General features: G+C 67.6%; 25 protein-coding genes and 1 pseudogene. 13 read left to right on the plus strand and 13 right to left on the minus strand.

Features of this window, described 5'->3' with window-relative positions:
- Positions 1–66 precede the first annotated feature (66 nt).
- The 4 genes from OHA70_RS11430 to OHA70_RS11445 all read left to right on the plus strand — a co-directional run bounded on the left by OHA70_RS11430 (position 67) and on the right by OHA70_RS11445 (position 3,501).
- Complete coding sequence (locus OHA70_RS11430; RefSeq protein WP_328331450.1) at positions 67–828, plus strand: anti-sigma factor family protein; 762 nt, start codon at positions 67–69, stop codon at positions 826–828.
- Between the two features lie 120 nt (positions 829–948).
- The gene (gene trxB / locus OHA70_RS11435; RefSeq protein ID WP_328331452.1) at positions 949–1,935 is read left to right on the plus strand and encodes a thioredoxin-disulfide reductase; all 987 of its coding nucleotides are present in this window, start codon (positions 949–951) and stop codon (positions 1,933–1,935) included.
- Positions 1,936–1,984: 49 nt separating this feature from the next.
- Positions 1,985–2,314: a thioredoxin gene (trxA, locus tag OHA70_RS11440; RefSeq protein ID WP_328331454.1), complete on the plus strand. Its 330-nt coding sequence runs from the start codon at positions 1,985–1,987 to the stop codon at positions 2,312–2,314.
- Positions 2,315–2,373: 59 nt separating this feature from the next.
- Positions 2,374–3,501 (plus strand): N-acetylmuramoyl-L-alanine amidase, encoded by a 1,128-nt coding sequence (locus OHA70_RS11445; protein WP_328331456.1) that lies wholly within the window; start codon positions 2,374–2,376, stop codon positions 3,499–3,501.
- 18 nt (positions 3,502–3,519) lie between these two features.
- Here OHA70_RS11445 and OHA70_RS11450 read toward each other — a convergent pair whose 3' ends face one another.
- A complete protein-coding gene (locus OHA70_RS11450) occupies positions 3,520–5,649 on the minus strand; it encodes an MMPL family transporter (protein ID WP_328331458.1) in 2,130 nt (709 codons plus the stop codon).
- A gap of 71 nt (positions 5,650–5,720) precedes the next feature.
- On the opposite strand from OHA70_RS11450, the gene OHA70_RS11455 reads away from it, so the two are divergent.
- On the plus strand, positions 5,721–6,071 hold the full coding sequence (locus OHA70_RS11455) for a PadR family transcriptional regulator (RefSeq protein ID WP_328331460.1): 351 nt from the start codon (positions 5,721–5,723) through the stop codon (positions 6,069–6,071).
- Here the strand turns inward: OHA70_RS11455 and OHA70_RS11460 are convergent.
- From OHA70_RS11460 to OHA70_RS11475, 4 genes are read right to left on the minus strand one after another with little or no spacing between them, the layout of a single operon-like run.
- Entirely contained in the window at positions 6,034–6,699 is a 666-nt protein-coding gene (locus OHA70_RS11460; RefSeq protein ID WP_328331462.1) for a permease prefix domain 1-containing protein, read from the minus strand. The two genes, OHA70_RS11455 and OHA70_RS11460, sit on opposite strands and share 38 nt — an antisense overlap.
- A 30-nt stretch (positions 6,700–6,729) precedes the next feature.
- Positions 6,730–7,110: a DUF2784 domain-containing protein gene (locus OHA70_RS11465; protein ID WP_328331464.1), complete on the minus strand. Its 381-nt coding sequence runs from the start codon at positions 7,108–7,110 to the stop codon at positions 6,730–6,732.
- Positions 7,107–7,760, minus strand: a complete 654-nt coding sequence (locus tag OHA70_RS11470; RefSeq protein WP_328331466.1) for a GNAT family N-acetyltransferase — start codon at positions 7,758–7,760, stop codon at positions 7,107–7,109. The genes OHA70_RS11465 and OHA70_RS11470 overlap by 4 nt, the downstream gene beginning before the upstream one ends.
- A 16-nt stretch (positions 7,761–7,776) precedes the next feature.
- Complete coding sequence (locus OHA70_RS11475) at positions 7,777–7,953, minus strand: hypothetical protein (RefSeq protein ID WP_328331468.1); 177 nt, start codon at positions 7,951–7,953, stop codon at positions 7,777–7,779.
- 215 nt (positions 7,954–8,168) lie between these two features.
- Here OHA70_RS11475 and OHA70_RS11480 point away from each other — a divergent pair, with 215 nt between their 5' ends.
- The 6 genes from OHA70_RS11480 (at position 8,169) to OHA70_RS11505 (ending at position 13,698) form a co-directional block, all read left to right on the plus strand.
- Entirely contained in the window at positions 8,169–9,479 is a 1,311-nt protein-coding gene (locus OHA70_RS11480; RefSeq protein ID WP_328331470.1) for an aminotransferase-like domain-containing protein, read from the plus strand.
- A 108-nt stretch (positions 9,480–9,587) separates the two neighbouring features.
- Entirely contained in the window at positions 9,588–10,535 is a 948-nt protein-coding gene (locus OHA70_RS11485) for a D-alanine--D-alanine ligase family protein (RefSeq protein ID WP_328331472.1), read from the plus strand.
- Positions 10,536–10,545: 10 nt separating this feature from the next.
- The gene (locus OHA70_RS11490; protein WP_328331474.1) at positions 10,546–11,478 is read left to right on the plus strand and encodes an SURF1 family protein; all 933 of its coding nucleotides are present in this window, start codon (positions 10,546–10,548) and stop codon (positions 11,476–11,478) included.
- Positions 11,475–11,816, plus strand: a complete 342-nt coding sequence (locus tag OHA70_RS11495; protein ID WP_328331476.1) for a DUF3817 domain-containing protein — start codon at positions 11,475–11,477, stop codon at positions 11,814–11,816. Before OHA70_RS11490 ends, OHA70_RS11495 begins: the two co-directional genes overlap by 4 nt.
- Before the next feature lie 74 nt (positions 11,817–11,890).
- Positions 11,891–12,664, plus strand: a complete 774-nt coding sequence (locus OHA70_RS11500) for a class I SAM-dependent methyltransferase (protein ID WP_328331478.1) — start codon at positions 11,891–11,893, stop codon at positions 12,662–12,664.
- 212 nt (positions 12,665–12,876) lie between these two features.
- A complete protein-coding gene (locus OHA70_RS11505) occupies positions 12,877–13,698 on the plus strand; it encodes an SCO6745 family protein (RefSeq protein WP_328331480.1) in 822 nt (273 codons plus the stop codon).
- Positions 13,699–15,249: 1,551 nt separating this feature from the next.
- Here OHA70_RS11505 and OHA70_RS11510 read toward each other — a convergent pair.
- The 8 genes and pseudogenes from OHA70_RS11510 to rpmH all read right to left on the minus strand — a co-directional run bounded on the left by OHA70_RS11510 (position 15,250) and on the right by rpmH (position 22,185).
- The gene (locus tag OHA70_RS11510; protein ID WP_328331482.1) at positions 15,250–16,224 is read right to left on the minus strand and encodes a ParB/RepB/Spo0J family partition protein; all 975 of its coding nucleotides are present in this window, start codon (positions 16,222–16,224) and stop codon (positions 15,250–15,252) included.
- Positions 16,225–16,571: 347 nt separating this feature from the next.
- Positions 16,572–17,510 (minus strand): ParA family protein, encoded by a 939-nt coding sequence (locus tag OHA70_RS11515; RefSeq protein ID WP_328331484.1) that lies wholly within the window; start codon positions 17,508–17,510, stop codon positions 16,572–16,574.
- A gap of 1,286 nt (positions 17,511–18,796) precedes the next feature.
- On the minus strand, positions 18,797–19,471 hold the full coding sequence (gene rsmG, locus OHA70_RS11520; RefSeq protein WP_328331486.1) for a 16S rRNA (guanine(527)-N(7))-methyltransferase RsmG: 675 nt from the start codon (positions 19,469–19,471) through the stop codon (positions 18,797–18,799).
- A 52-nt stretch (positions 19,472–19,523) separates the two neighbouring features.
- A complete protein-coding gene (locus OHA70_RS11525; RefSeq protein WP_328335103.1) occupies positions 19,524–20,036 on the minus strand; it encodes a Jag family protein in 513 nt (170 codons plus the stop codon).
- 350 nt (positions 20,037–20,386) lie between these two features.
- Positions 20,387–21,301: pseudogene (gene yidC / locus OHA70_RS11530) on the minus strand (membrane protein insertase YidC); the annotation flags it as partial.
- A 66-nt stretch (positions 21,302–21,367) separates the two neighbouring features.
- Positions 21,368–21,679, minus strand: a complete 312-nt coding sequence (yidD, locus tag OHA70_RS11535) for a membrane protein insertion efficiency factor YidD (RefSeq protein WP_328331490.1) — start codon at positions 21,677–21,679, stop codon at positions 21,368–21,370.
- Positions 21,676–22,017 (minus strand): ribonuclease P protein component, encoded by a 342-nt coding sequence (gene rnpA / locus OHA70_RS11540; RefSeq protein ID WP_328331492.1) that lies wholly within the window; start codon positions 22,015–22,017, stop codon positions 21,676–21,678. Before rnpA ends, yidD begins: the two co-directional genes overlap by 4 nt.
- 30 nt (positions 22,018–22,047) lie before the next feature.
- A complete protein-coding gene (rpmH, locus tag OHA70_RS11545; protein WP_083933330.1) occupies positions 22,048–22,185 on the minus strand; it encodes a 50S ribosomal protein L34 in 138 nt (45 codons plus the stop codon).
- A 641-nt stretch (positions 22,186–22,826) separates the two neighbouring features.
- On the opposite strand from rpmH, the gene dnaA reads away from it, so the two are divergent.
- Both dnaA and dnaN read left to right on the plus strand, forming a co-directional pair.
- The gene (dnaA, locus tag OHA70_RS11550; protein ID WP_442913881.1) at positions 22,827–24,521 is read left to right on the plus strand and encodes a chromosomal replication initiator protein DnaA; all 1,695 of its coding nucleotides are present in this window, start codon (positions 22,827–22,829) and stop codon (positions 24,519–24,521) included.
- 511 nt (positions 24,522–25,032) lie between these two features.
- Positions 25,033–26,178 carry a DNA polymerase III subunit beta gene (gene dnaN / locus OHA70_RS11555; protein ID WP_328331498.1) on the plus strand — a complete coding sequence of 382 codons (1,146 nt, stop codon included), beginning with the start codon at positions 25,033–25,035 and terminating at the stop codon, positions 26,176–26,178.
- Positions 26,179–26,184 lie beyond the last annotated feature (6 nt).

Raw genomic sequence — 26,184 nt, forward strand, 5'->3', positions numbered from 1 at the left:
GATCGCCGACCGGAGCTTTTCACCGATGACCACTCTGCGCACCTCCCGTGAGGAGGCGAGTTCCCGATGACCGAATCCGGTCTGCCGACCAGTGAGCACCTCGAGCACCTGGACACGGACACCATCGCCGACCTGATCGAGAACCTGCTCCCCGCACCCGACGCGCATCGCGCTCGTGAACACGTGAAGGCCTGTCCGGACTGCCAGCAGACGTACGACGCGCTGCTGCAACTGACCGAGGACCTGGCCGACGAGGGCCGCGCCGACATCCCGATGCCGGCCGCCGTGGCCGAGCACCTGGACTCCGTCATCGTCTCCGAGTCCGTACTCCGCGCCTCCACGGTCGGCGTGCACTCGCTGGTCCAGATGCGGGAGGAGCCACGCCGGCACCTGCCGAAGCTCATGCTGGCCGCGGCCGGCGTGCTCGCGATCGCCGCGATCGGCGTCGGCGTCGCGCTCGGCACCAACGGCCACGGCAACGAAGGCGCCGCCGGGATCAACCCGACCGTGCCGATCGACTCGATCCCGTCGCTGTCCACCGACCAGGTCGGCCCGAACGTGCAGCGCTGGCTCGAGAACGCCAACGGCCCGCTGTTGCACGCCACCCCGACCGAGGTCGACTGCGCCCGGAGCTTCGCGGCCGGCCGGTCCAACCCGGACCTGCAGCTGGTCCAGCAGGCGAAGGTCGACGGCAAGCGGGCGACCGTGATCGGCGTACAGGGCAGTTCGCCGAGCGATATCCAGATCACCGTGGTCACCGGATGTAACACGTCCGGTGGCGTCGCCACGCCGTTGTACGAGACGACAGTGACGCTGCGCAACCGCTAGTTCCGCCCGGTGAGCCGATTGGGCGGCACCTCGGATCCATGGGTACCGTGGGAATGGTCGGCCTCATGGATCCGTTGAGTACGACGTACCATCCGTCTCGACGACCCGAGGAACGCCTGAATGAGCGAGGCAGAAGTCCGCAACGTCATCATCATCGGCTCCGGCCCGGCCGGCTACACGGCCGCGGTCTACGCAGCACGCGCCCAGCTGGCGCCGCTGGTCTTCGAAGGCTCTGTCACGGCCGGTGGCGCGTTGATGACCACCACCGAGGTGGAGAACTACCCGGGCTTCTCCGCAGGCATCATGGGCCCGGCGCTGATGGACGAGATGCGCACCCAGGCCGAGCGCTTCGGCGCCGAGCTGGTCGCTGACGACATCGTCGCCGTCGACCTGACCGGTGAGATCAAGTCCGTCACCGACTCGGCCGGCACCGTGCACCGCGCCAAGGCCGTCATCCTGGCGATGGGCTCCGGCTACCGCAAGCTCGGCCTGGAGCACGAGGACCGGCTGTCCGGCCACGGCGTCTCCTGGTGTGCGACCTGTGACGGCTTCTTCTTCCGGCAGCACGAGATCGCCGTGATCGGCGGTGGCGACACCGCGATCGAGGAGGCGACCTTCCTGACCCGGTTCGCCGACAAGGTCACCATCGTGCACCGCCGCGACGAGCTGCGCGCCTCCAAGATCATGGCCGAGCGGGCCTTCGCGAACGAGAAGATCGAGTTCGCGTGGAACTCCGAGGTCGCCGAGATCAAGGGCGACGAGAAGCTGAGCAGCATCGTGCTGCGGGACACCGTCAACGGTGACACCCGTGAGCTGCCGGTGACCGGCCTGTTCATCGCGATCGGCCACGACCCGCGCTCGGAGCTGATCAAGGGCCAGGTCCACCTGGACGAGGACGGCTACGTGCTGGTCCAGCCCGACAGCACCCGGACCAACCTGCCCGGTGTGTTCGCGGCCGGCGACCTGGTCGACCACACCTACCGCCAGGCCATCACGGCGGCCGGCACCGGCTGTTCCGCGGCCCTGGACGCCGAGCGCTTCCTGGCCACACTGGAGTTCGAGGCGACGGCCTCGGCGGCTGAGGCCACCGAGCCGGTCACCGTCTGACTCCGAACACCTTCGCCACTTCGAGCAACAACCTTCTAAGGAGATCGCCATGGGCGACAAGATGAACGCAGTCACGGACGCCGAGTTCGACGCGACCGTACTGAAGAGCGACAAGCCGGTGCTGGTGGACTTCTGGGCCGAGTGGTGCGGACCGTGTCGTCAGGTCTCGCCGATCCTGGAGGAGCTGGCCGGCGAGCACAGCGACAAGGTGACCTTCCTCAAGATGAACGTCGACGAGAACCCGGTCACCCCGAGTACTTACCGCGTCACCGGCATCCCTACCATCAATGTCTACGTGAACGGTGAGCTGGCCAAGTCCATCGTGGGTGCGAAGCCTAAGGCCGCGCTGCTCAAGGAACTGGCTGACTTCACCGGCTGAGACACTGCTTTAGACATCCCTGCGAGGGGACGTTTTCCGCCGCATGGCAAGGAGCATTGATGGCAGCCTCCCAAGGCATCTACCGAATCGGCGACAGCGGTGAAGCTGTCGCCGAGATCATCGGAAAGCTGCAGCGACTGGGGCTGCTGCAGCCGGGTGGTCACGACGTCTACGACGAAGCGACCGCTCATGCCGTCCGGGGGTTCCAGCAGCAACGCGGGCTGATGATCGACGGCATCGTCGGCCCGCAGACGTATCGCGCGATCGACGACGCCCGTTGGCGGCTGGGTGACCGGCTGCTGACGTACGTCGTCTCGCACCCGCTCACCGGCGACGACGTCCAGGCCCTGCAGGCAAAACTGCAGGAGCTGGGCTTCGCCGTCGCCCGGGTGGACGGCATCTTCGCTGCCGACACCCAACGCGCAGTGACCGAGTTCCAGCGCAACATGGGCCTGCCTGCCGATGGCACCTGTGGCCCGTCGACTTTCAAGGCCCTGCAGCGGATCCGCCCGATGGCGACCGGCGGCCGGCCTGACGCACTGCGCGCATCGGAGGCCGTTCGCGCGGCCGGCCCGCGGTTGTCGGGCAAGACGGTCGTGATCGACCCCGGCCACGGTGGCTTCGACTACGGCTGGGAGGGCTTCGGCCTTCGCGAGTCGGATGTCGCGTACGACCTGGCTTCCCGGATCGAGGGGCGGCTGGGCGCTACCGGCGTACGGGCCTATCTTTCGCGTGGGCGGGATCAAGGGCCGGACGAGCTGGCCCGGGCCGCGTTCGCCAACGAGACGGACGCGAATCTGTGCGTCTCGCTGCATACCGACGGGTCGATGAACCCGGAAGCGCAGGGCATCGCGACGTACTACTACGGCAACGACCTGCACGGCGCGTCGTCCAGCGTGGGCGAGCAGTTCGCCGGGCTGGTGCAGCGGGAGATCGTTGCTCGCACCGACCTGCTGAACTGCCGTACCCACGAGAAGACCTGGGACCTGCTGCGCCGGACCAAGATGCCTGCGGTCCGGCTCGAGATCGGGTACGTGACGAACCCGCACGACTCGTCCCGGCTCGCCGACCCGGCCTTCCGCGACGTGATCGCCGAGGCGATCGTGGTCGCGATCCAGCGCGTCTACCTCCCGCCGGAGCAGGACGCCTCCACCGGCATGCTCCACTTCGGCCAACTCACCGTCTGAGCAAGCCCCGCGCTATCGCTAAGAATGAACGAGTTCAGCCGGTACTACGTCAGCCGGCTCCTCCCGCTCGAGCGCTATCACCGGGAGCAGCCGGTCGAGCCAGCGAGGCAGCCACCAGGCACGCGCGCCCATCAGGCGTAGTACCGCCGGGACGATCACGCAGCGGATGAGCAACGCGTCGAGCAGAACGGCGACTGCCAGCCCGAGACCGAACTGGTTCAGCATCCGGTCCGGGCTGAGCAGGAAGGCGCCGAAGACCACGATCATGATCGCCGCGGCGGCCGTGATCACGCTGCCGGTGTTGGCGAGCCCCTCCCGCACCGCCTCCCGGGCATCACCGGTCCGCCGCCACTCCTCGTGGATGCGCGAGACCAGGAACACCTCGTAGTCCATCGACAAGCCGAACACGATCGCGAAGATCATCACCGGCACGAAGGCCTCGATCGGCCCTTGCTGCGCGCCGAACCAGCCGTGCTGGAAGACCAGCGTGATGACGCCGAGCGAGGCGCCGATGCTGAGCAGGTTGAGCAGTGCTGCCTTGAGCGGGATCAGCAGCGAGCGGAAGACCGCCATCAGCAGCAGGGCGGACAGGCCGACGACGACCAGCACGAAGATCGGCAGCCGCTTGCTCACCGCACTCGCGAAGTCATCAGCTGCCGCGGTCGATCCACCGATCAGGTAGGTCGCCTTCGTCTCGTTCGCGAGCGGCGGCAGCGTCTCGTCGCGCAGGCGTTGGACGAGGTCGCTCGTCGCCTTGTCCTGCGGCCCGGAGGTCGGGAAGGCGAGCATGGTCGAGACCGTGCCGTCGGCCAGCGGTTGCGGCGGGGTGACGGCCGCGATGCCAGGATCCTTTGCCAGCAAGGCGTTCAGCTGCTTGGCCGCGTCAGCACTCCCCTCCGACATGACAATCAGCGGACCGTTGAAGCCGGCGCCGAATCCTCCGTCCAGCAGGTCGTACGCCTTGCGGCTGGTCTTCGCAGGAGCATCCGTACTGGCGTCAGCGAACCCGAGTCGCAGGTCGAGGGCCGGCAAGCAGAGCGCGACGAGCGCGACCGTACCGAGGACGAGCGGCACCCACGGTCCACGCTGGACCGCCGTCGCCAGCTTGCGCCAGCCATCGCCTGGGTGCCGTCGCGACTTCGCCGCGTGCTTGCGGATACTGCGCTCGATCCGCTTGCCGAAGAGCGTGAGCAATGCGGGCAACAGGCTCACGGCCGCGAGCATCGTCATCAGTACGGTGACCGTGACGCCCAGCGCGAGACCTTGCAGCGAGCCGAGTCCGAGAGCGAGCAGGCCGAGGAGGGCGATCACCACGGTGCAGCCGGCGAAGATGACCGAGCGGCCGGCGGTGTCGAGGGCGATCCGCCCGGCGTTCGCTCGGTCGGCGCCCTTGATTAGCTCACCGCGGTACCGGGAGAAGATCAGCAGCGCATAGTCGATGCCGACGCCGAACCCGACCAGCATCATCACCGGGGCGGTGTAGCTCGGGATGGTGAAGACATGCGAGGCCAGCACCAGCAGGCCGAGGGTGCTGCCGACGGCGAAGACGGCGGTCAGGACCGGAAGGCTCGCGGCGAGCAGGGAGCCGAAGAGGAAGACGAGAATCACCAAGGCAGCAAGGATTCCGGCGCCTTCGGAGGCTCCGCCCGCACTCTCCTCTGCGCTGCGGACCAGGTCACCGCCGAGCTCGACCTGCAGACCATCGGTCGCGATCCCCTGGGCTTTGTGGATGATCGTCCGGACGTCCTCGGCCGGCATGTCGGCCGCGGCGACATCGAGGTCGACGGTCGCGTAGGCCGTTTTGCCGTCGGTCGACAGGGAGCCTTTGGCCGTGAAGGGATCGGCGACGGCCGCGACATGTGGCAGCGCGCCGACCTGGGCCAGCATGCCGGCGATCCGGGGCTTGACGGCGGTGAGGCCGCTTTCGGCGTACAGGACGATCTGGACCGAGTCGGTCGCGCCCTCCGGCTGGTGCTCGCGGAAGATGTCGATCACCCGCTGGGAGTCCGTCCCCGGCAGTGAGTTCGTGTTCTTGTAGGCGCTCCCGATCAGCGTCGCCCCCGCGGTCACAACGATCAGTGCGACCAGCCACAGTACGACGGCCAGTCCCGCCCGCCGCATCGCCCACCCCGCCACCCGCTGCACCATCGTTGCTCCCTACATGTAGCCGATCTACTTATAGATCACGACGGTAGCACTTCTATGAGTAGACTGCCTACATGAAGGCGGATGCGCTCCGAGGACATCTGGACCCGATGATCCTGGCCGTGGTCGAGTCAGAGCCGCTGCACGGCTACGCGATCATGGAAGCCCTGCTCGAGCGCAGTGGCGGCGTACTGGACCTGCCGACCGGCACTCTGTACCCGGCGCTCAGGCGGCTGGAGCGAGCCGGTTACCTGGCCAGCGAGTGGAGCACGGTGAGCGGGCGCAAGCGGCGCACGTACCAGCTGACGTCGGCCGGCCAGAAGATGCTTGCCACCGGCAAAACCGAGTGGGACGCCTTCCGGGCTGTCGTGGAAGGCGTGCTGCGGCCTAAGCCAGCCGCAGGCAGCGGTGAGCTGAGCGGCTGACCAGCACGAGCGGGCCGACGACGAACGCGCCCACCACGAGCAGGCCGACGGCGCCGGTGCCGTTCGCGAGGGCACTCGCCGTACTGAGCAACACAGCGATGAGGCTCACCGAGGCGCAGCTAGCCAGCGCGAAGCGTGCGGTCGCCTTCACCGCCCGGTCGCGGATCGCTGGGTAGCGCAACCCGATGCCGGTGGCGAGCAGGACCAGGACACCACCCGCGATCGACAGTCCGCCGACCGCCATGACGAGCTGGTTGAGGAAGACGACCACCGGGTTGTCCACGTCGGGGTGCTGGTTCCAGGACCAGACGCCCTCCTTCCAGATGATCGGCTGAGCCATCATCACCAGCAGGAGCAGTACCGCCGTACGCCGCCCCTGCGCGATCCCCAGCTCCGCCCGGTACCCCGGCACGACCTCGTCCAGGTCGCCGAAGTCGGCCACCGCCTGCTCAGCCGCCTCGGCCGGGCTCAGTCCATCGGCCTCGTACGCCTCGGTCGCGTCGACGAGGCTGTCCCGCGCCTCGGCCAGCAGGTCGGCCTTACGCCGGCGTGGACCTCGCAGCGCGCGACTCAGACCGGTCAGATACGCCTCGACCGGGTCCTGGACGACGGTTCCATGACTGGACACGGCTACCAGTATGGGGACGAACGGGCCGAATCACGTCCGGGTCTCCACTGAACGATCCCTGGTTCGCCGGCTGACGAAGTACAGGCCGACGTAGGAGATGACGAGCAGCGCGAAGCCGACCTTCTCCGCGACCCAGGTGTAGCCGGCCGGATAGAGGGTGCCGTCGATGTAGTGCTGGATGAAGCCGTCGGGGTACGGCTGCTCGCCGCCCTCGCGCCGCCAGTGCTTCTCCAGCGCCGTCACCGGGCAGCCGAAGTCGAGGATCACGATCGCCAGGTTCCAGACGCCGACGAACAGATGCGCCCAGATCACCCGCCGCCACTTCCAGGCCAGGAAGCCGCCGATGAGGAAGAACACCAGCAGGGCACCGTGCACGATCGCGACCAGGTCGGCCAGCACCCGGTAGATCATGACGGCTTGCGGGTCAGGGTGTCGCGTACCGCGGCCGGCGCGGGGCGGGCTGGCTCGGGGCGGATCGCGCCCATCAGGCGTTCGACCGCTGCCTCCATCTCGCTGCGCCAGGTGATGACCGAACGCAGATCGAGCCGCAGCCTCGGATTGCGCGGATGCTCCCGTACTACGCCGAACCCGACCGCCTGGAGGAAGTCGGTCGGCCAGACGCAGCCCGGTCCGTCCCAGCGCGAGTCCCCGAAGGCCTCGACCGCCCGGAAGCCGCGCTTGAGCACATCCTTGGCGACGGCCTGGATGAGGACCTTGCCGAGTCCCATGCCCAGGTACCGGGGCAGGATGCGGCCGGTCGCCAGTACTACGGCGTCCGGGCTCGGTGGTGCGGTCGGGAAGGCCTGGATCCGGGGCAGGTACGCCGCCGGCGCGTAGAGGGCGAACCCGGCGGGTGCGTCGTCGACGTACAGGACGACTCCGGCAGTACCCCAGTCCAGCAGCAACTGGGAGAGCCAGGCTTCCTTCTCCAGTTGGGTGTCGCCGGTACGGCTCGCCTGTCGCGCGGCGACCGGGTCAAGCTCCCAGAACACGCAGGAACGGCAGGGGACCGGGAGCTCGTCGAGGTTGGCGAGCGTGAGCGGTTCCAGCCGTCGTGCCATCAGCGCACCGGGAGGATCACCGAGCGGCCGGTGCCGGGGTGCGGGCGTCGGGGGTCTCTGCCGCCTCAGGGGCGACGTATCTCTGTTGCACCTTGGCGGCCGGTTGCCGTCTGAACAGCTCCCCCGCGAACCCGGCCAGGACGCCGAACAGCAGTCCGCCCAGCGCCAATCCGATCGCCTTGCCCATGCTCATCCGATCCCGCCTTCCACCGCACTCCAGGTGGTGCCCCAGGGCCGGCGGCCGTCTCAGCCACCAGTCGGCACCATGGTCGAACCTGCCCCTATAAGGCATGGTAGTGAGAGGTGGCGCCGATCGGCAGTCCGGGCACGCGAACACGCTCGGCTACTTCGGCGTAGCCTGGTGCCTTCCCCGGCATGCCCCTCGTCGCCTGTTCTTGGAGCCGCTCCGTGAGTGCTGACCTGCCTGATGTCCGGCAGACCCGTCTCGACAACTACGTCGACCGGTACGCAGCACGGACCAAGGGTATGACCGCGTCGGAGATCCGGGCGCTGTTCTCGGTCGCCAGCCGCCCCGAGGTGGTCTCACTGGCGGGCGGAATGCCCAATATTGCAGGGCTTCCGCTCGATGTGGTCGGCAGCGCGGTCCGCGATCTGGTGGTCGACAACGGCGCGGTCGCGATGCAGTACGGCTCCGGCCAGGGCGACCCGACGCTGCGCGACCAGATCTGCGACGTGATGAAGCTCGAGGGGATCGAGGCCCATCCGGACGACATCGTCGTCACTGTGGGTAGCCAGCAGGCGGTCGATCTGGTCACTCGCGTGTTCTGTGATCCCGGTGACGTGGTGATCTGCGAGGCCCCGTCGTACGTCGGTGCACTGGGTGTTTTCCGGGCGTACCAGTGTGAGGTCGTTCACGTTGCGATGGACGACGACGGTGTGGTGCCGGAGGCGCTGGAGCAGGCGATCGCCGCGGTCCGGGCGGCCGGCAAGAAGATCAAGTTCTTCTACACGATCCCGAACTTCCACAACCCGGCCGGGATCTCGCTGTCCGACGAGCGGCGCCGGCGCGTGCTGGAGATCTGTCAGCGCGCCGATCTGCTGATCCTCGAGGACAACCCGTACGGACTGCTCGGGTTCGACGGTGAGCCGCAGCGCGCGTTGCGGGCCGATGATCGTGAAGGGGTCATCTATCTCGGCTCCTTCTCCAAGACCTTCGCTCCTGGCTTCCGGGTCGGCTGGGCGGTGGCGCCGCATGCGGTGCGGGAGAAACTCGTGCTGGCGCAGGAGTCGGCGACGCTGTGCCCGCCGGTCTTCAGTCAGCTCGCGATCTCGTCGTACCTGATGCGGCACGACTGGCTCGGTCAGGTGAAGCAGTTCCGCGAGATGTACCGCGAGCGCCGGGACGCGATGCTCGCGGCCCTCGCCGACAAGATGCCTGCGGCAACGACCTGGACCCGGCCTGGTGGTGGGTTCTACGTCTGGCTGACGCTGCCCGAAGGCCTTGATTCCAAGGCGATGCTGCCGCGCGCAGTCACCGCCCGGGTCGCGTACGTTCCCGGCACCGCCTTCTTCGCCGACGGTTTCGGCTCTCAGTGCATGCGGCTGTCCTACTGTCACCCGACGCCCGAGCGGATCACCGAAGGGGTTGCCCGGCTCGCCGCGGTGATCAACGAGGAGCTCGAGCTGCGGCAGACGTTCGGTCCGCTCAAGCCCGGCGCGGGTCGTGACTACGACGCCCCCGGCCCAGAGCTTAGTTAAGGATTTACTGGGCACCGGTCATAGACGGCCGGTGATGGCGGTACCGTTCAAATGGGCCTCGGGACCGGCGCCCGCCGGAAGTCGCCTACTAGCGATCGGGAAGTTTCTATGAGTGATCTGGGTCGAGTGCTGGTACTGGCCGGCGGACTGTCGCACGAACGGGATGTCTCGCTGCGCTCCGGCCGACGCGTCGCCGACGCCCTCCGTAGCGTCGGGGTCGAGGTCGAGCAACGCGACGTCGACGCCAGCCTGGTGGAGCGCCTGCGCAACGACCCACCCGATGCGGTCTTCCCGGTCCTGCACGGGGTCACTGGTGAGGACGGCGCACTCCGCCAGGTCCTCGACCTCTACCACGTGCCTTACGTAGGTGCCGACGCGGAAGCCTGCCGGACCGCCTTCGACAAGCCGGTGGCCGCGACGATGGTCACCTCCGCCGGACTGCACACGCCGCCTTCCGTCGTCCTTGGCCATGACACCTTCCGCGAGCTGGGCGCCGCTGCGCTGATGGAGGCCGTGATCGGACGGATCGGGCTGCCGCTGGTGGTGAAGCCTGCCCGTGGTGGTTCAGCGCTGGGAGCTTCGATCGTGCGGGCGGCGGATGAGCTGCCGTCGGCGATGGTGAACTGCTACGCCTATGGACCGGTCGCGTTGATCGAGCGGTACGTCGATGGCGTCGAGGTGGCCGTGACCGTGGTGGACACGGGTGATGGGCCGCGTGCGTTGCCGGCGGTGGAGATTCGGCCGGATTCTGGGTTCTACGACTACGAGGCTCGGTATACGGCCGGCGCTACGCAGTTCGTCGTACCGGCTCGGCTTGAGGCCTCGGTGGCTGCTGCGTGCGCTGCGGCGGCGGTGACCGCGCACACGGCCCTGGGGTTGCGGGATCTGTCGCGCTCGGACCTGGTCGTCGACGCCGATGGCGTGCCGTGGTTCCTCGAGGTGAACGTGGCTCCGGGGATGACCGAGACTTCGCTGGTACCGCTGGCCGCTGAGGCAGCCGGTATCGAACTCGGAGTGCTGTGCCGCGATCTGCTGGCCGCGGCCGCTGCTCGTTGAGTCTCCTCTGATGTCTGTCGCGCCTCCACCTTCGCCTGTTGCTTCCCCGTCGTCGGCGCGACCCTTGTGGCGAACGGTCTTCACCCCGCGCTGGATCGCCCTGCTGCTGCTCGCCCTGGCGATCGCGGCCACGATGTCGGTGCTCGGCGTGTGGCAGCTGGACGTCTACCACTCGAAGACCGCGGCGGCGACGGCGAAGCGTGCTGAGGGCGCGCCGGTACCGCTTCAGACTCTCTTCTCGATCGACGAAGGGCTGACCTCCAAGGCGGTCGGGCGCAAGGTGACTGTTGCTGGGACGTGGGGTCCTGCTGCAGACCAGCTCTACATCTCGGACCGCCGGCTGGGCGACAAGAACGGCTTCTGGGTCGTCTCGCCCGTCATGCTGGATTCGACCGGGAGCGCGGACGGCTCGACCGGTGCCGTGATGGTGATCCGTGGCTGGGTGCCGACCGTCACGGATCCTGCCGTCAAGCCGCTGACCGGCCGGGTCGAGCTTACTGGCGCCGTCGCACAGTCCGAGGCCCAGGATGCCTCCGGTGACGCCGCGAAGGGACGCACCCTGCAGTCGCTGCGGATCCCGACCATCGTCGATCTGGTGGACTACCGCATCTACGACGCTTTCGTCGTCCTCTCCTCGATCGACAAGCCGGCTGCGTCATCGGCTGCCGCTCTGGCACCCGCGATCGTGCCCGCCCCGTCCCCGCCGACCGACCACGCAGGCCTCCGCAACGTCGCCTACGCCTTCCAGTGGTGGATCTTCGCCGCCTTCACCCTGTGGATGTGGGGCCGGATGGTCCTCGACGCCCACCGTTCCGATGACTCCGACGAACCGGCCTCGAACGAACCTGACCAACCCGACTCCGACGACGCCGGCCAGCGTCGTACTGGCGAGGCGGACCAGGCGTCCGGCGAGCTGGAGTCGAGCGGTACCGTTTCAGCGTGACCTCCCCCGCAGACCCCGCCACGTCCGCTCTGTCCCCGGCCGTGAAGGGCGCACTCACCCGGTACCGCGTGATCGCCTACATCGTCGGCGTCATGCTGCTTGTCCTGGTCTTCGTCGCGATGCCGCTGAAGTATTTCGGCGACAACCCTTCCGCGATGAACGTGGTCGGCCCGCTGCACGGCTTCCTGTACGTCGTGTACCTGCTCGGCGCCTTCGACCTGGCCCGCCGAGTCCGCTGGAGCCTCCCCCGCCTCGTCCTGGTAGCACTGGCCGGAACCATCCCGTTCCTGTCCTTCTACGCCGAGCGCAAAGTCAGCCACGAGCTCAACCGCAACTGAGCAGGTCGCTCGTCCCCTCGTGCTCGGCCATAAATGCAGTGCTTCAACTCCAGCACTGACCTAGCTTCACCAGCATGAACGCTTCCTTCGAGCACCTCACCGAAGCCAACCGCGCCAGCTGGAACCGGATCGCCCCCTCCCGTCACGGCGAACCCGCCGAGTTCTTCCGCGACGGCGGCCTGGCCCTCGAAGACTTCGAACTGGCCCTCGCCGGCGACGTCCGCGGCCGACGCGTTCTCCAGCTCGCCTGCTCCTGCGGCGACCAGGTCCTCTCCTGGTCCACCCTCGGCGCCACCGCGATCGGCATCGACATCTCGGATGTCGCCATCACCATCGCCCAGCAGAAGTCCGCCGTCGCAGGCATACCGGCCGACTTCCGTCGCGCAGACATGTACGACCTGCCACCCGACCTGGTCGACCTGGACCTCATCTACCTGAGCTGGGGCGCCATCTGCTGGGCCCCCGACCTGAACCGCCTGGCCGAGATCCTCACCACCCGCCTCCGTCCCGGCGGCTCGATGCTCCTCGCCGACCACCACCCCATCTGGGAAGTCCTGGCCGTCCGAGGTGAGAACCACCTGGCGGTTAGCGGTGACTACTTCGGCCGAACCACACCCCGCCCCGAAACCGACAACGCCAAACTCCCCACCGGCGCCCGCGATACCCCGGCCCCGCCACCCTTCAACGCTTTCATCTGGCCCACCAGCGACGTAGTCATGGCCCTCCTCACGGCCGGCCTCCGCCTGGACGCCTTCACCGAGTCCCCCTCCCCCGACATCTACTCAGGCCTCGGCCCCACGGCCGCCCAGCTCCCGGCGTACTACGTCATCAAAGCCACTCGCCCCTGAGCCCTGAGTCCCGGGTTTCACGTGAAACATCGGGCCGATAGGTCGCTAAGTAGTCATGTCGACAAATCCCAGCGGTGTGTGCTGAGCGCTACTCCGCACTGGGTCCGGTTCCTCAGAAAGCGTTTGGGCACAAATGTCGAAAGGGCGAGAGGCGGTTCGTAGACAGAGTGAGAGACCGGCGACGGTCCGGTTCGAGGCGAGGAGTACGGACGATGGAGAACGTGGCGCAGCAACTCAAGGATCTGTTCGTACCGATTCACGAGGTCGCCTACATGGCCGACGAGCCGAACGAGGAGCTCCAGGCGCTCGGCTATGAGGGGTACTGGCCGTTGTACTTCGCCTCGCGCTCAGCGCCGCTGGGACGTGTGCCGGCCGAGGTCGTGGACGCACTGTTCTACAACTTCGCGCCAGGTGAGGTCGCTGCGTGCATCCCCAGCGTCTGGGAGGTGGCCACACCGGAGGCCGTCCTCGCCGCCCGGCAGCGCGGCTGTGTGGCGGCCCTCCGCGGCATCCTCGGCGACCTGGCCGACAGCCCGGTGATCGCGCGAGCCGCCGATCTCTTCATGAAGGCCGCGGTCAGCGCGCCCGTCGAGGGCAGGATGCTGTTCGCCGGGCTCCGCTCGCTCCCCGTACCCGACGAGCCGCTCGCTCGACTCTGGCACGCGGCCACCCTGCTTCGTGAGCACCGCGGCGACGGCCACCTGGCCGCACTGGTCGCCAACGGCATCAACGGCCAGGAGTCGCACGTCCTGATGGCGCTCTTCTGGGACATGAAGCCCCGCGACTTCGGCCGCCTCGACCCGCTCACCGACGACCAACTGGAAGAGGTCATCAACGGCCTCCAACAGCGCGGCCTGATCGGCAACGACGGCTGGTTCACCCCAGCCGGCCGCAAACTAAGAACGGACATCGAAGACCTAACCGACGCCCTAGCCGCCCCGGCCTACACCTGCCTCTCCCCCCAGGAGGTAGACGAACTAACCACCAACCTCACTCCCCTAATCAAGAAGATCAAAGCCGCCAGCCCGTTCTAACCCGACGACTGCCACCGGAGACGACCCGTCCGGCATCAGCGCTCGCCTGCAGCCGCGGCAACGAAACAACACAGCCGGACCCAGCCGGACGGCTGACGGCTGACGGCTGACGGCTGACGCCAGAGACGACCCCGTCCAGCACCAGCGGGCTCGCCTCCAGACGCGGCAGCGAGACGACGCAGCCGAGCGGAGAGCCCGGCGCCCAGGGTGCAGCCGGATCCAGTCCGTCGGCCGAGCCCGGCGCCCAGGGTGCAGCCCGCTCGCGGCGCCCAACCGTGCGGCTGCGGTCTCCGTCCTTTCACCGCTCGCCGCCAGATCGCGAGCAACACTGCAGGTCGATGGTCGAGACGACCGCCCAGCGCACCTGACCCCACCGCTGAGGCCAGCCAGACCGAGCCAGGTACCGGCCATCACCTAGACGTTCCACGTGAAACACGACCTCGCACGCCCCGTTCTCCCCGCTGCCCCTGCACGCCCCGTCCTACCCGCCCCCGTCCTGCTCTGCATACCCGCCCCGCCCCCGCCCCCGTCCTGCCCTGCCCAGGCTGGGCCGCCTGCCCGCCCCGCCTGCCTGACCCGCCCGCCTGCCTGACCCGCCCCGCCTGCCCGCCCCGTCCTGCTCTGCTGCCCGCCCCGCCTGCCTGACCCGCCCTGCCTGACCCGCCCTGCCCGCCCCGCCTGCCTGACCCGCGTGCCTGGGCGCCGCGGCCTCCTCGCCCTGGGAGCACGGGCCCAGTGGAACATCGCCGACCTTCTGCCGGAGGACTTCCAAGGACATCGCCGACGCCGCGCACCCGCGAACATCCCCCCCAGTCGACAGCTGGCAGACCTGCATTCCGCGCCCGGTAGGTGCGCCGGTTGGGGAGGACCGCACGCAGCGTGTGCGACCGACTTGACCTCACCGGCGAGACGTTCCAGCCAATCGGCATGACTTCCCCGATCCCGTGTCCTGACCGAGCCGATCCGTGCCTTCGTGGGAGTGGACGTCTACTCGCCTCGCGCCCGCCACGGTAGTTGGCAATGCCTCGTGCGCTCGCCGGAGCAACCGGCCTTGCTCGGTTGGCGCCTGCGGGTTGGCGCCTATACGCGCAACCGCCTGTACCCGCCCCAACCACAGGCGGCTGTGCTCGCGTCTGGCGCGGTTGCGTAGCTCCGTCCCTAACCAGGCCGGCGCAGATGCGCGACCGCGCCCTGCGGATGGCCCGCCGCCTCGACTTTGTCTCGCGTCTGCTTAGGGTCCGGCGGTAGCGACACCTGCCGCAGCGACGGTCGTCGGGCGTAGCCGCGTAGCCGCGTAGCGCAAGGATCGCTGGCGGTCGTCGCGGGGAGTAGCGGGTGGGCTGGGTAGCCGCTGCCGGAGTTCAGCCGCCTTCCGACAGAGCTAGGCAGCACGACGCCCTGTGGCATCGGGTGTGATGCCACAGGGCGTGGGGGTCGGGCAGCGGATGAGCGCCGCGCCAACGTGAGTGGGACGATCTGGTGTGGCGCCGAGTACCTGGCGCCGAGTACCTGGCGCCGCTCTGGGTGGCGCCGCTCTGGCCGGTGCCGGGCTTAGGACTCGCGGGAATCTGTGGAGTCTGTGGACGTCTTGTTCGGGTCCATCAGGGTGACGATTCGTTCTAGGTCGTCGATGGTGGCGAACTCTACGGTGATTCGGCCCTTGGTTTTGCCTAGGTCTACCTTGACTCGGGTTTCGAAGCGATCCGAGAGGCGATCGGCCAGGTCGACCAGGCGGGGGGCTACCGGCTTGTTGCGGCGGCGGGCTGGGGTCGGGTCGTCGGCGGACATGTCGCCCATGGCGACGATCTCTTCGACGGTACGGACCGACATGCCTTCGGCGACGATGCGCTGAGCGAGGCGCTCGATGGCGTCGCCACTGGGGAGGCCGAGGAGTGCGCGGGCGTGGCCGGCGGAGAGGACGCCAGCGGCTACTCGGCGCTGGACCGAGGCCGGGAGCTTCAGCAGACGAAGGGTGTTGGAGATCTGCGGGCGGGAGCGGCCGATCCGGCTGGCCAGTACTTCCTGGGTGCAGCCGAAGTCGTCGAGCATCTGCTGGTAGGCCGCCGCTTCTTCAAGCGGGTTCAGCTGACTGCGGTGGAGGTTCTCCAACAGAGCGTCGCGCAGCATGACGTCGTCCGAGGTCTCACGGACGATCGCCGGGATCGTGGTGAGGCCGGCCAACTGGGTCGCGCGCCAACGGCGTTCACCCATCACGAGCTCGTACGTCGTGTCGGTCAGTCGACGGACGACGATCGGCTGGAGCAGGCCGATCTCCTTGACCGAGTGCACGAGCTCCGCCATCGCGTCCTCGTCGAAGACACTGCGTGGCTGCTTCGGGTTCGGGGTGATCTTCTCGACGTCGATCTCGGCGAACTCCGCGCCGGGGACAGCGGCGAGTTCGGGGCCGGCCGGTACGGGCGGCGCTCCCGGAATCGAGCTCGACTTGCTCCCCAGGCTGTTGGTCGTACCGGGAGCAGGTGTGCTGGGAATCAGCGCACCGAGTCCGCGTCCGAGTCGGGTGTTCATCGCTGCTCCCTCGAGTTCAAGTGCTTCGGATCGATCAAGTGTCGTCGACAGCAACTGCGCCACGGTAGCTGGTCCGGCGAGGCGACCGCTGAGCCGGTCCCCTTGCTGTGGAGAACTCCTCCACCAGTCACCCGTTTCACGTGGAACGTCATCCCCAGCTCGCGTTCCAGTTTCCCGTGGAACGCCTTCCCCGCATGGGCTCCGGTCTTGCGTGGAACGCCATGCCTGCAAGCGCTTGGGTTTCACGTGGAACATCACCAGTCGGATCGGCGGGGGTTTCACGTGAAACGCCGGTTGTACAACAATCGGCTCGCCAGCGGGGCCGGCGAGCCGTTCGTCTGTTCGGATCAGGAGACGTTGTTGCGCATCGCGATCTCGCGCGACGCCTCCAGGTAGGACAGCGCACCGGCCGAGGCCGGGTCGTACGCGAGCACGGTTTGTCCGTGGCTCGGCGCCTCGGAGATACGGACCGAGCGCGGCACCGCAGTCCGGAGTACCGAGTCTTGGAAGTGGTTGCGGACTTCGGTCGCCACCTCGCCGGCCAGCTTGGTGCGGGCGTCGTACATGGTGAGGAGAATTGTCGACACATCGAGAGTTGGATTCAGGTGCGACTTCACCATGTCGATGTGACGCAGCAACTGCGACAGACCTTCCAGTGCGTAGTACTCGCTCTGGATCGGGACGAGTACCTCGCGGGCCGCGGTCAGCGCGTTCACGGTCAACAGACCGAGCGACGGCGGGCAGTCGATGAAGACGTAGTCGTACCTCTCACCCGCAGCCTCGGTCTCGGCCAGGTGCTGGTCGAGCGCCTTCTTGAGCCGGCTCTCCCGGGCCACAATGCTGACCAGCTCGATCTCCGCACCGGCCAGGTCGATCGTGGCCGGCACGACCACGATGCCGGGGTGCTCGGCGCAAGGTGCGAGTAGCTTGCTCAGCGGCTCTCCCTCGATGACCGCCTCGTAGACACCGGGGGTGCCCTCCGAGTGCTCGATCCCGAGCGCCGTCGAGGCGTTGCCCTGGGGGTCGAGGTCGATCACCAGGATGCGTGCGCCGTACAGCGCGAGGCCGGCGGCGACGTTGACGGTAGTTGTGGTCTTGCCGACGCCACCCTTTTGGTTGGCGACCACGAAGACCCGGGTCTCTGCGGGCAGCGGGAACTCGCGGCCCATCGTGCGTCCTTCATTCACCAGCAGGGTCCGTTCGGTGGCGGCGGCGATCGGAGTTTCGAGAAGTCGTCGCTGAAGCTCGTCCGAGGTGGCCCGCGCGGCGATCTGTGCGGCAGTCATAGCGCCCATTCCGATAGGTGCGGTACTTGGCCCGAAGAGGATGTCGGTGGGGGTCGGAGCGGCTTTGCCCCCAGGTTTATCCACAGCCCTCTGTGGATGAGTTCCCGCGTAAGTAGGCGTGTCCAGGGGGTAGTCATCCACAGGCCGGGGAGATTCGGGGAACTCTTCGTCGGCCTTCTCGGCGGCGGCCGATTCGGGCGAAACGGCCTCTCCGGTTTCACGTGAAACGGCTTCTGACGGCGTCGCGTCCGGCTCGTCACCGAGACCGATCGAAGCGGCCGCCTGAAGCGCGGACTGCCCTTCGGAGGTCCCGTCAAAGTCTCGCTCGCCGGACCCGTCCAACTCAACCTGGTCCGCGGAATCGATAGACGACTCCGGCCGAACAGGCGGAGTAAACACCGGCGCAGCAACAAACCCATTCGCCGGAGCCGCGGTCACCGCAGGCGGCGTGTCGGTGGCAGGCGATGCGTCCGTCGCAGGCGATGCATCGGTTGCAGACGAAGCATCGGTTGCAGGTGATGGCGCGCTGCCGCTTCCGTCAGAGTCCGCCATAGGGGCGCCCTTTACGTCGACGACAGGAGCGGCGGGTGTCCTGGGGTCGCTCGGCGCGATGGTGGCGCCGAGCGGATGGGCTGTAGATGACGCAGGGGTGTTCTGAGCAACTGTCGGGTCCACCGATGCGGAGGTAGGTGTTGCGGGGTCGCTCGGCGCGAGTGCGGCGTCGGGCGCAGCCAACTCAGCTGAGGCATGGGCGCTCTCCACGCCTGCCGGGTCCACAGATGCGGTGGAGACAGCTGCAGGGTCCCGCTCGATGGCTGCCGTGTCAGCTGCAGGCGCGTCGGGTGCCGCGGAGTGGCTTGGCGTGAAGGGGGCGTTGGAGGATGCCGGCGCAGGTGAGGCTGGGGCGTTCTCCATGACTGCCGCGTACCCGGGGGGACGAGCTCCTGCGTGCGCGGAGGCAGAGGATGTCGCGGGCTCGCTCGGCGCTCCCACGGGCAGGCTCGTCGCGGGCGCAGACTCGCTTGGCGGTCCCGCGGGATCGCTTGGCGCGGGCGCAGAGTCGCTCGGTTCTACTGGAGTGTCTGCAGGAGCTGGGCTCGGAGCCGGCGAGTCGCTTGGGGCAGTGGAGCTTGGTGTTGGGGCTGAGTTCGTGGGCGTGGTGTCCGGGTCCGGCGGGACTTGGCGAATGCTGGTGGGGTGGTCGGCCGGCCAGCCGATTCCTTGTGACACCTGAGGTTCACCGGTGCTTTTCTCAGGCCATCCGAGGGCACGACTCACGAACCCGATCACCTCCCGCGTCTCCGGTGCTGGGATCCCCGCGCAGCACGTCCGGCCACAATACTCACGACTGTCGTCGGCTGGGCCAGTTCATCGACACCGAGTTGGTGTACGTGCCATTCCTCGGCACCCAGGGCCTCGAGTTCGGCTTCGGAAGCGGCGAGTTCCTCCTCCGCGGAGGCCCCCTTCATCGCCAGCATCAGCCCGCCCTCGGCCGTCAGCGGCAGGCACCAGCCGGCCAGCTTGCCGAGTGGAGCGACCGCCCGCGATGCCACCACGTCGTACGGCGCCTGGCCGCGAGCGGCGCCAGCAGCACCGGAGCGGGTACCAGGGATGAGGTCTTCAGCACGAGCGCGGACGACCACGGCGTTGGTGCAGCCGAGCAGGTCCACCGCCTCTTCCAGGAAAGTGGTGCGCCGGAGCAGCGGCTCGACGAGCGACACCTGGAGATCGGGGCGTACGAGGGCGAGCACGATGCCCGGCAGGCCTGCGCCGGTGCCGATGTCGGCGACGGTGGACTCCTCCGGGATCAAGCGCTCCAGCACCGCACAGTTCAGCAGGTGCCGATCCCACAGCTTCGGCACCTCGCGCGGACCGATCAGTCCGCGCAGGGTTCCTTCGGTCGCCAGTAGGTCGGCGTACGCCGACAACCGCTCCGCCGCTCGTGGGTACAGCTTCTCCACGAGCGGCGGTGTTTCACGTGAAACGTCGTCCGTCACGAGCAGGACACGGCGATCACGCGGGCTGGACGACGACCCGGCGACGCGGCTCCTCGCCCTCGGACTCGCTGGTCAGCCCGGCGGCCGCGACGACGTCGTGTACGACCTTGCGCTCGAACGGCGTCATCGGGGCGAGCTTGACCGCCTCACCCGAGGCCTTCACCTCGTCGACCGCCTTGCGTCCGACCTCTTCCAGCTCGGTCTTCCGGTTGGCGCGGTAGTTCGAGACGTCCAGCATCAACCGCGACCGCTCACCGGTCTCCCGGTAGACGGCCAGCCGGGTGAGCTCCTGGAGCGCCTCCAGCACCTTGCCGTTCTCACCGACCAGGTTGCTCAGGTCGGCGCCGACGATCGAGACCGCCGCCCGGTCCCCGTCGATGTCCATGTCGATGTCGCCATCGAGATCGGCGATGTCCAGCAGCTCTTCCAGATAGTCGGCCGCGATGTCGCTCTCGGCCTCCAGTGCCTTCAGACGGTCGCCCGCCTGGCCTGCCGGTGCGGACTTCTCCGCAGCCTCGGTGTTCTGCATGCCGTCGCTCACGGCCACTCCTTCACGTTTCGAGATCCGCCCCACGGGGACCCAGGTCGTACACAGCAGAGAAAACGGGATGCCGGGTCAGCCGGCCGTCCGGACGCCAGTCGTCAGGAGCGGCCGGAAGAGCCACCGCCGGGCTTCTTCTGCGCGGCCTTCTTCTGGGCGGCCTGGCGAGCGGCGCGAGACTTCGCAGCCGGCTGGCGCTTGGCCCCCGAGGTCTGTCCGGAGGTCTGCTTGGCCGCGGCCTTCTTGACCGGCTGCAGGCCGTTGCTCGACGCCTTCGGGGTGTCCTGCACCTTGGGCGTGTCCTGTACCGCGGACTCGCCGGCCGCCGGGGCGACCGTCTTCCGGGTGCTCCGGGACTGACGCTTCGGCTGCTGCCGGTTGGCCGGACGGCGATCGGTCGCGACCGCGCCCTCCTCGGCGCCGCCCAAGCCCTCATCGGCCGGTCGGCCCGCACGCAGGTTGTGCTCGCGCTTGCGGGCCTCCATCGCGTCGAAGGCCGGCGTACCGGGGGCCGGGTTGCGGCGGATCACGTAGAACTGCTGGCCCATCGTCCACACGTTCGAGACGAACCAGTAGATGAGCACACCGATCGGGAAGTTGAAGCCACCGATCAGGAAGAACACCGGGAAGACGTAGAGCATGATCTTCTGCATCTGCGCCGCCTGGCCCTCGAGGGCCTCCTTCGGCATGTTCTTGCGCATCAGCTGCAGCTGCGTGGTGAACATCGTCGCGGTCATCAGGATGATCAGCACGATGGCGACCACCTTGACGTTACCGGCGCCGTCGCCGTTCGCCTTCAGGAAGGTCTGCGAGATCTCCGCGCCGAAGATCTTCGCGTGCTGCAGCGAGTTGACGTGGTCCTTCATGATCTCGCTGTGCCACTGGCCCTTGGCCGCGTAGTCGAGCACCCGGAACAACGCCAGGAAGATCGGCGACTGCAGCAGCAGCGGCAGGCACGAGGAGAACGGGTTGGTGCCCGTGTCCTTGTACAGCTTCATCATTTCCTGACCGAGCTTCTCCCGGTCATGGCCGTACTTCTTCTGCAGCTCCTTCATCTTCGGCTGCAGCAGCTGCATGTTCCGGCTGGAGCGGATCTGCCGCACGAACAGCGGGATCAGCAACGTCCGGATGATGATGGTCAGTCCGGCGATGGACAGCGCCCAGGCCCAGCCGCTGTCCGGATCGAACACCTGTGACAGCAGCCAGTGCCATCCCACCAGCAGCGCCGACACCGCCCAGTACAGCGGTGTCATCACGGCGTTGAAAATGTCTACGATCCCGTCCCACAACGCGAGTTCGGGGATGGCCAGAAGAGTCACTCAAGCACCTCGCTGCACAGGCCCACCGTCGGTAGACGGCTCGGGCTGGTTGGCGGAGACGGCATCTCCGCGCTGGTCGACATCTGTGGGTGGAACGGGGTCGTAGCCTCCGGGGTTCCACGGGTGGCAGCGGGCGAGTCTCCTCGCCGCCAGCCAGCTACCGCGCACCGCACCGTGGCGTTCGACCGCTTCCAGGGCGTAAGCAGAACAACTGGGATAGAACCGGCACACCTGCCCGTACATCGGGCTGACGAACTTCCGGTACAACTTCAGAAAACCGATGATCCCGTACTTGACGGGCGCGATCTTCATCGCAGGACCCGGGACAGCGCGGCCTGCACGTCGGCCACCAGCTCCTCGAACGACGAAGAGCCCGACGGCGGCAGGGCCCGGACAACAGTCAGGCTGCCGGCCGGCAGGCCGGGGAGCTGCGCCGCCATCACGGCACGCAGGCGGCGGTGGACGCGGTTCCGCAGAACCGCATTGCCCACCGCCTTGTTCACCACGAATCCGACACGAGCAGGCTCGGCCGTCGGACCGGGCCCTGGCAACAAATGGACCACCACGGCGCGCCGACCCGCGCGGCGTCCGGTCCGGACGGCGCGACGGAAGTCGTCGGACCGGCGCAGCCGATTCGACGCGGGTAACACGAGGTGGTCACCGTCGCCAGCTCAACGGCGTCAGGCCGCGAGGCGCTGGCGACCCTTCGCACGACGGGTTGCGAGGATGGCGCGACCCGCACGGGTGCGCATCCGAAGACGGAAGCCGTGCTTCTTGTGCCGGCGCCGGTTGTTCGGCTGGAAGGTCCGCTTGCTCACTGGAATGACTCCGGTTACTCGAGATCACATTTGTCGACAAATCCACTGATAGATCTGTCCCTGGTGCAGGTCCTGCCCATCGCCTCGAGAAACCTTCAATGGAACAAGGTCACGCGGGGAGCGCAGCACGAAACGGCCGGCTCAACACCGACTGATCCACGGTACGTGGCGCCCTGTGGACAGGTCAAACCAGCCATCCCCATAGTTTTCCACAGGCCTGTGGACGAAACAGCCCGTCAGAGGCCGGTCACAGCCAGGTCACCAGTACTACTGACCGCGACAACCCGCCCGTACTCCGAACACGACTACGCTCCGGCGTCTACCCGACACGCCGCAGGTTGCCCCCAATTTACGTCCCATAGCCTGTGGATGACGGCTTGAAGCGGTGTGGGCGGACTTGTTAGCGTCAGCCCCTCACACCAGAGGTCCCACACCCCGACACCGGTAACCAACTGGCTCCACGCTTCGTTCACAACTGTGGACAACGATGTGGACAATGAGGAAAACCGGCTGAGGAGAAAGCAACTGCTACGTGCGGCCGACCGGCGGCACGGGTGGGGTGCCGGGTCGAATGGTCGCGTGGCACCGGGGACCAGCCCGGGAGCGTCGGCCACCGCAGCGAAGGATTCGGGGAGCAACGCGTGGTCGAGGACCAGTCCGCCAGTGCGGAAAGCAAGGCGGAAGTGAATGATCTGGACGTTGCCTGGACCAGGGTCCTCGCCGGACTGCCACCCAACCAGCGCGCCTGGCTGACGAATTCGCGGCCGGTGACGCTGCACGAGAGCACCGCGATCGTCGCCGTACCGGACGATTTCACCCGGGGTCAGTTGGAGACCCGGCTGCGGCCGGACCTGGAGCGCATCCTCACCGAGAGCTTCGGCCGCGACATCCGGATTGCCGTCACGGTCGACCCATCGCTCGATCCTGAGCTGCGCGAGCCGACGCCGGCGCCGCAACCCGTAGTACGGGAGCAGGCGCCGGTTTATCAGTCGCCGATCAACCAGCCGCCGAACCGGCCGCTGACCCAGCCGTTCGGTCAGCCCGTCGAGCAGCCGTACGAGCAGCCACAGCACCAGCCGATGCAGCAGCCAGTACAACAACCGGCGCAGCACCCGATGCACCAACCGCAGCACCAGCAGACTGAGCAGCTGACCCCGGCGCCTACGCTGCAGGAGCCGACGCATCTTCAACAGCGGCCCGAGCCGATCCAGCAGATCCAGCCGCCGCCCCCGCCGCTTTCGGTGGCGCCGCCGCCGAACGGGGCGGCCCAGTTCCAGCCGCCGACCGACTCGCAAGGTGAGGCGCGGCTCAACCCGAAGTACACGTTCGAGACGTTCGTCATCGGTAGCTCGAACCGGTTCGCTCACGCCGCCGCTGTCGCCGTCGCCGAAGCGCCGGGCAAGGCGTACAACCCGCAGCTCATTTACGGGGACTCTGGGCTAGGAAAAACGCACCTTTTGCACGCGATCGGGCACTACGTCCGCAGTCTCTACACCGGCGCCCGCGTCAGGTACGTCTCCAGCGAAGAGTTCACCAACGACTTCATCAACGCGATCCGCGACGACAAGGCGGCCCAGTTCCAGCGCCGCTACCGCGACGTCGACGTGCTGCTGATCGACGACATCCAGTTCCTGGAAGGCAAGATCCAGACCCAGGAAGAGTTCTTCCACACCTTCAACACGCTGCACAACGCGAACAAGCAGATCGTGATCAGCTCCGACCGCGCGCCGAAGCGGCTCGAGGCGCTGGAGGACCGGCTGCGGAACAGGTTCGAGTGGGGCCTGATCACCGACATCCAGCCGCCCGACCTCGAGACCCGGATCGCGATCCTGCGGAAGAAGGCCGCGACCGAGCGGCTGACCGCGCCGCCCGAGGTGCTCGAGTTCATCGCGAGCAAGGTGCAGACCAACATCCGTGAGCTCGAGGGCGCGCTGATCCGGGTGACCGCGTTCGCCAGCCTCAACCGGCAGCCGGTCGATCTGTCCCTGGCCGAGATCGTGCTGAAGGACCTGATCCCCGAAGGCAGCAAGCCCGAGGTGACCGCCAGCATGATCATGGGCCAGACCGCCTCGTACTTCGGACTGTCGATCGACGACCTCTGCGGTTCGAGCCGCAGCCGGGTGCTCGTGACGGCACGGCAGATCGCGATGTACCTGTGCCGCGAACTGACCGACCTCTCCTTGCCGAAGATCGGCCAGCAGTTCGGCGGCCGCGACCACACCACCGTCATGCACGCCGAGCGGAAGATCCGCCAGCTGATGTCGGAACGGCGCAGCGTCTTCAACCAGGTGACCGAGTTGACCAACCGGATCAAGCACCAGGCCAAGCAGCAATGAGGCGTCGTGTGACCGGGTCGGGATGCGTGTACGCCGAGCGCTACGACGCGGTCACACGAACCTCACAGGCTGGGGACAGTCCTGTGGATAACTGTGGGTATCTCGGTGGACACACTTCCGCAATCTGTGGATTGGCTGTGTGGAGAAAATCCTTCGTACCCAGCCGTCCAGAGGTTGCCCCCATTTCATCCACAGCTAGCCCACAGGGCAAAACAGGGTCTGACCTGCGAACTCGCGCCTTTTCCACAAGATCCACAGGTGCGAAGAACCCTATGGAATCCCTAATGAGGCTCCAGGGCAGAAAAGGGTCTGGCCGCCCTTCCTGGGGAAAACTCCGATTTCGCACCTGCCCGACGGCCCGCTGGACAGGCCTGTCAGGCTGTCCCCACGAGCACCGAGATGCTCGTGACGCGACCCGCCCGAACCGCCACGTCAAGCCCGGTTGGCGCACATCACATCTGTCCGTGGCAGGATCTGCCTGGCACACAGCCGAAACAGGAGGCACCCAGCGGTGAAGTTTCGCGTCGAGCGTGACGTACTGGCCGAGTCGGTGGCCTGGGCCGCGCGCAGTTTGCCCAGTCGTCCCAGCGTCCCGATCCTTGCCGGACTGTTGGTCGAGGCCGAAGAAGGCCAGATCACTCTGTCCGGCTTCGACTACGAGACGTCCGTCCGCGTGACCGTCCCGGCTCAGGTGGCCGATACCGGCAAGTGCCTGATCTCCGGCCGGCTGGTCGCCGACATCTCGAAGAGTCTCCCGAATCAGCCCGTGGACATCTCGGTGGACGGTGCGAAGGCGCAAGTCACCTGCGGCACCTCGAGATTCACGCTCCAAACGCTTCCTACAGAGGAATATCCGGCTCTGCCCGATCTTCCGGCCGCCAGCGGCACCGTCCGGAGCGACGTTTTCGCTCAGGCTGTCGCTCAGGTCGTCACCGCGGCCGGTCGCGAAGACACGTTGCCGGTGCTCACCGGCGTACGGGTCGAGATCGAGGGATCCACGATCTCGTTGCTGGCCACCGACCGGTACCGGTTGGCGATCCGCGAGCTCGAATGGAACCCGCAAAGCCCAGATGCCTCTGCTGCAGCCCTTATCCCGGCCCGCGTCCTCTCGGAAACCGCGAAGGCGATGACCGGGACCGACATCATCGTCTCCCTGGCAGCTCCTGGCAGCGGTGAGGGCATCGTCGGATTCGAAGGCGAGGTCTCCGGCGGCAACCGGCGTGCGACCACCCGGTTGCTCGACGGCGAGTTCCCGAAGGTCCGCGGCATCATCCCGACCGACGCGGCGATCGCGACCCGGGTACGGATCGACACCGCGACCCTGGTCGAGGCGGTCAAGCGGGTCGCCCTGGTGGCCGAGCGCAATGCCCCGGTCCGGCTGACGTTCTCCGACGACACCGTGACGCTGGACGCCGGCAGCGGCGACGAAGCGCAGGCGTCGGAGTCGATCGAGGCTCGGGTAGTTGGCGAGCCGGTTACCGTGGGATTCAACCCGACGTACCTGCTCGACGGTCTGAACGCGATCGGCACCCCGGTCGCGCACCTGGCCTTCACGCAGGCGACGAAGCCGGCCGAACTGACCGGCGTGAAGGATTTCGACGGCGACCCGATCAGCGAGTTCCGGTACGTGCTGATGCCGGTCCGCCTGAACAGCTGATCAGCG

Source organism: Kribbella sp. NBC_00382, from assembly GCF_036067295.1.
In the GTDB taxonomy this organism is placed as follows: Bacteria; Actinomycetota; Actinomycetes; order Propionibacteriales; family Kribbellaceae; genus Kribbella.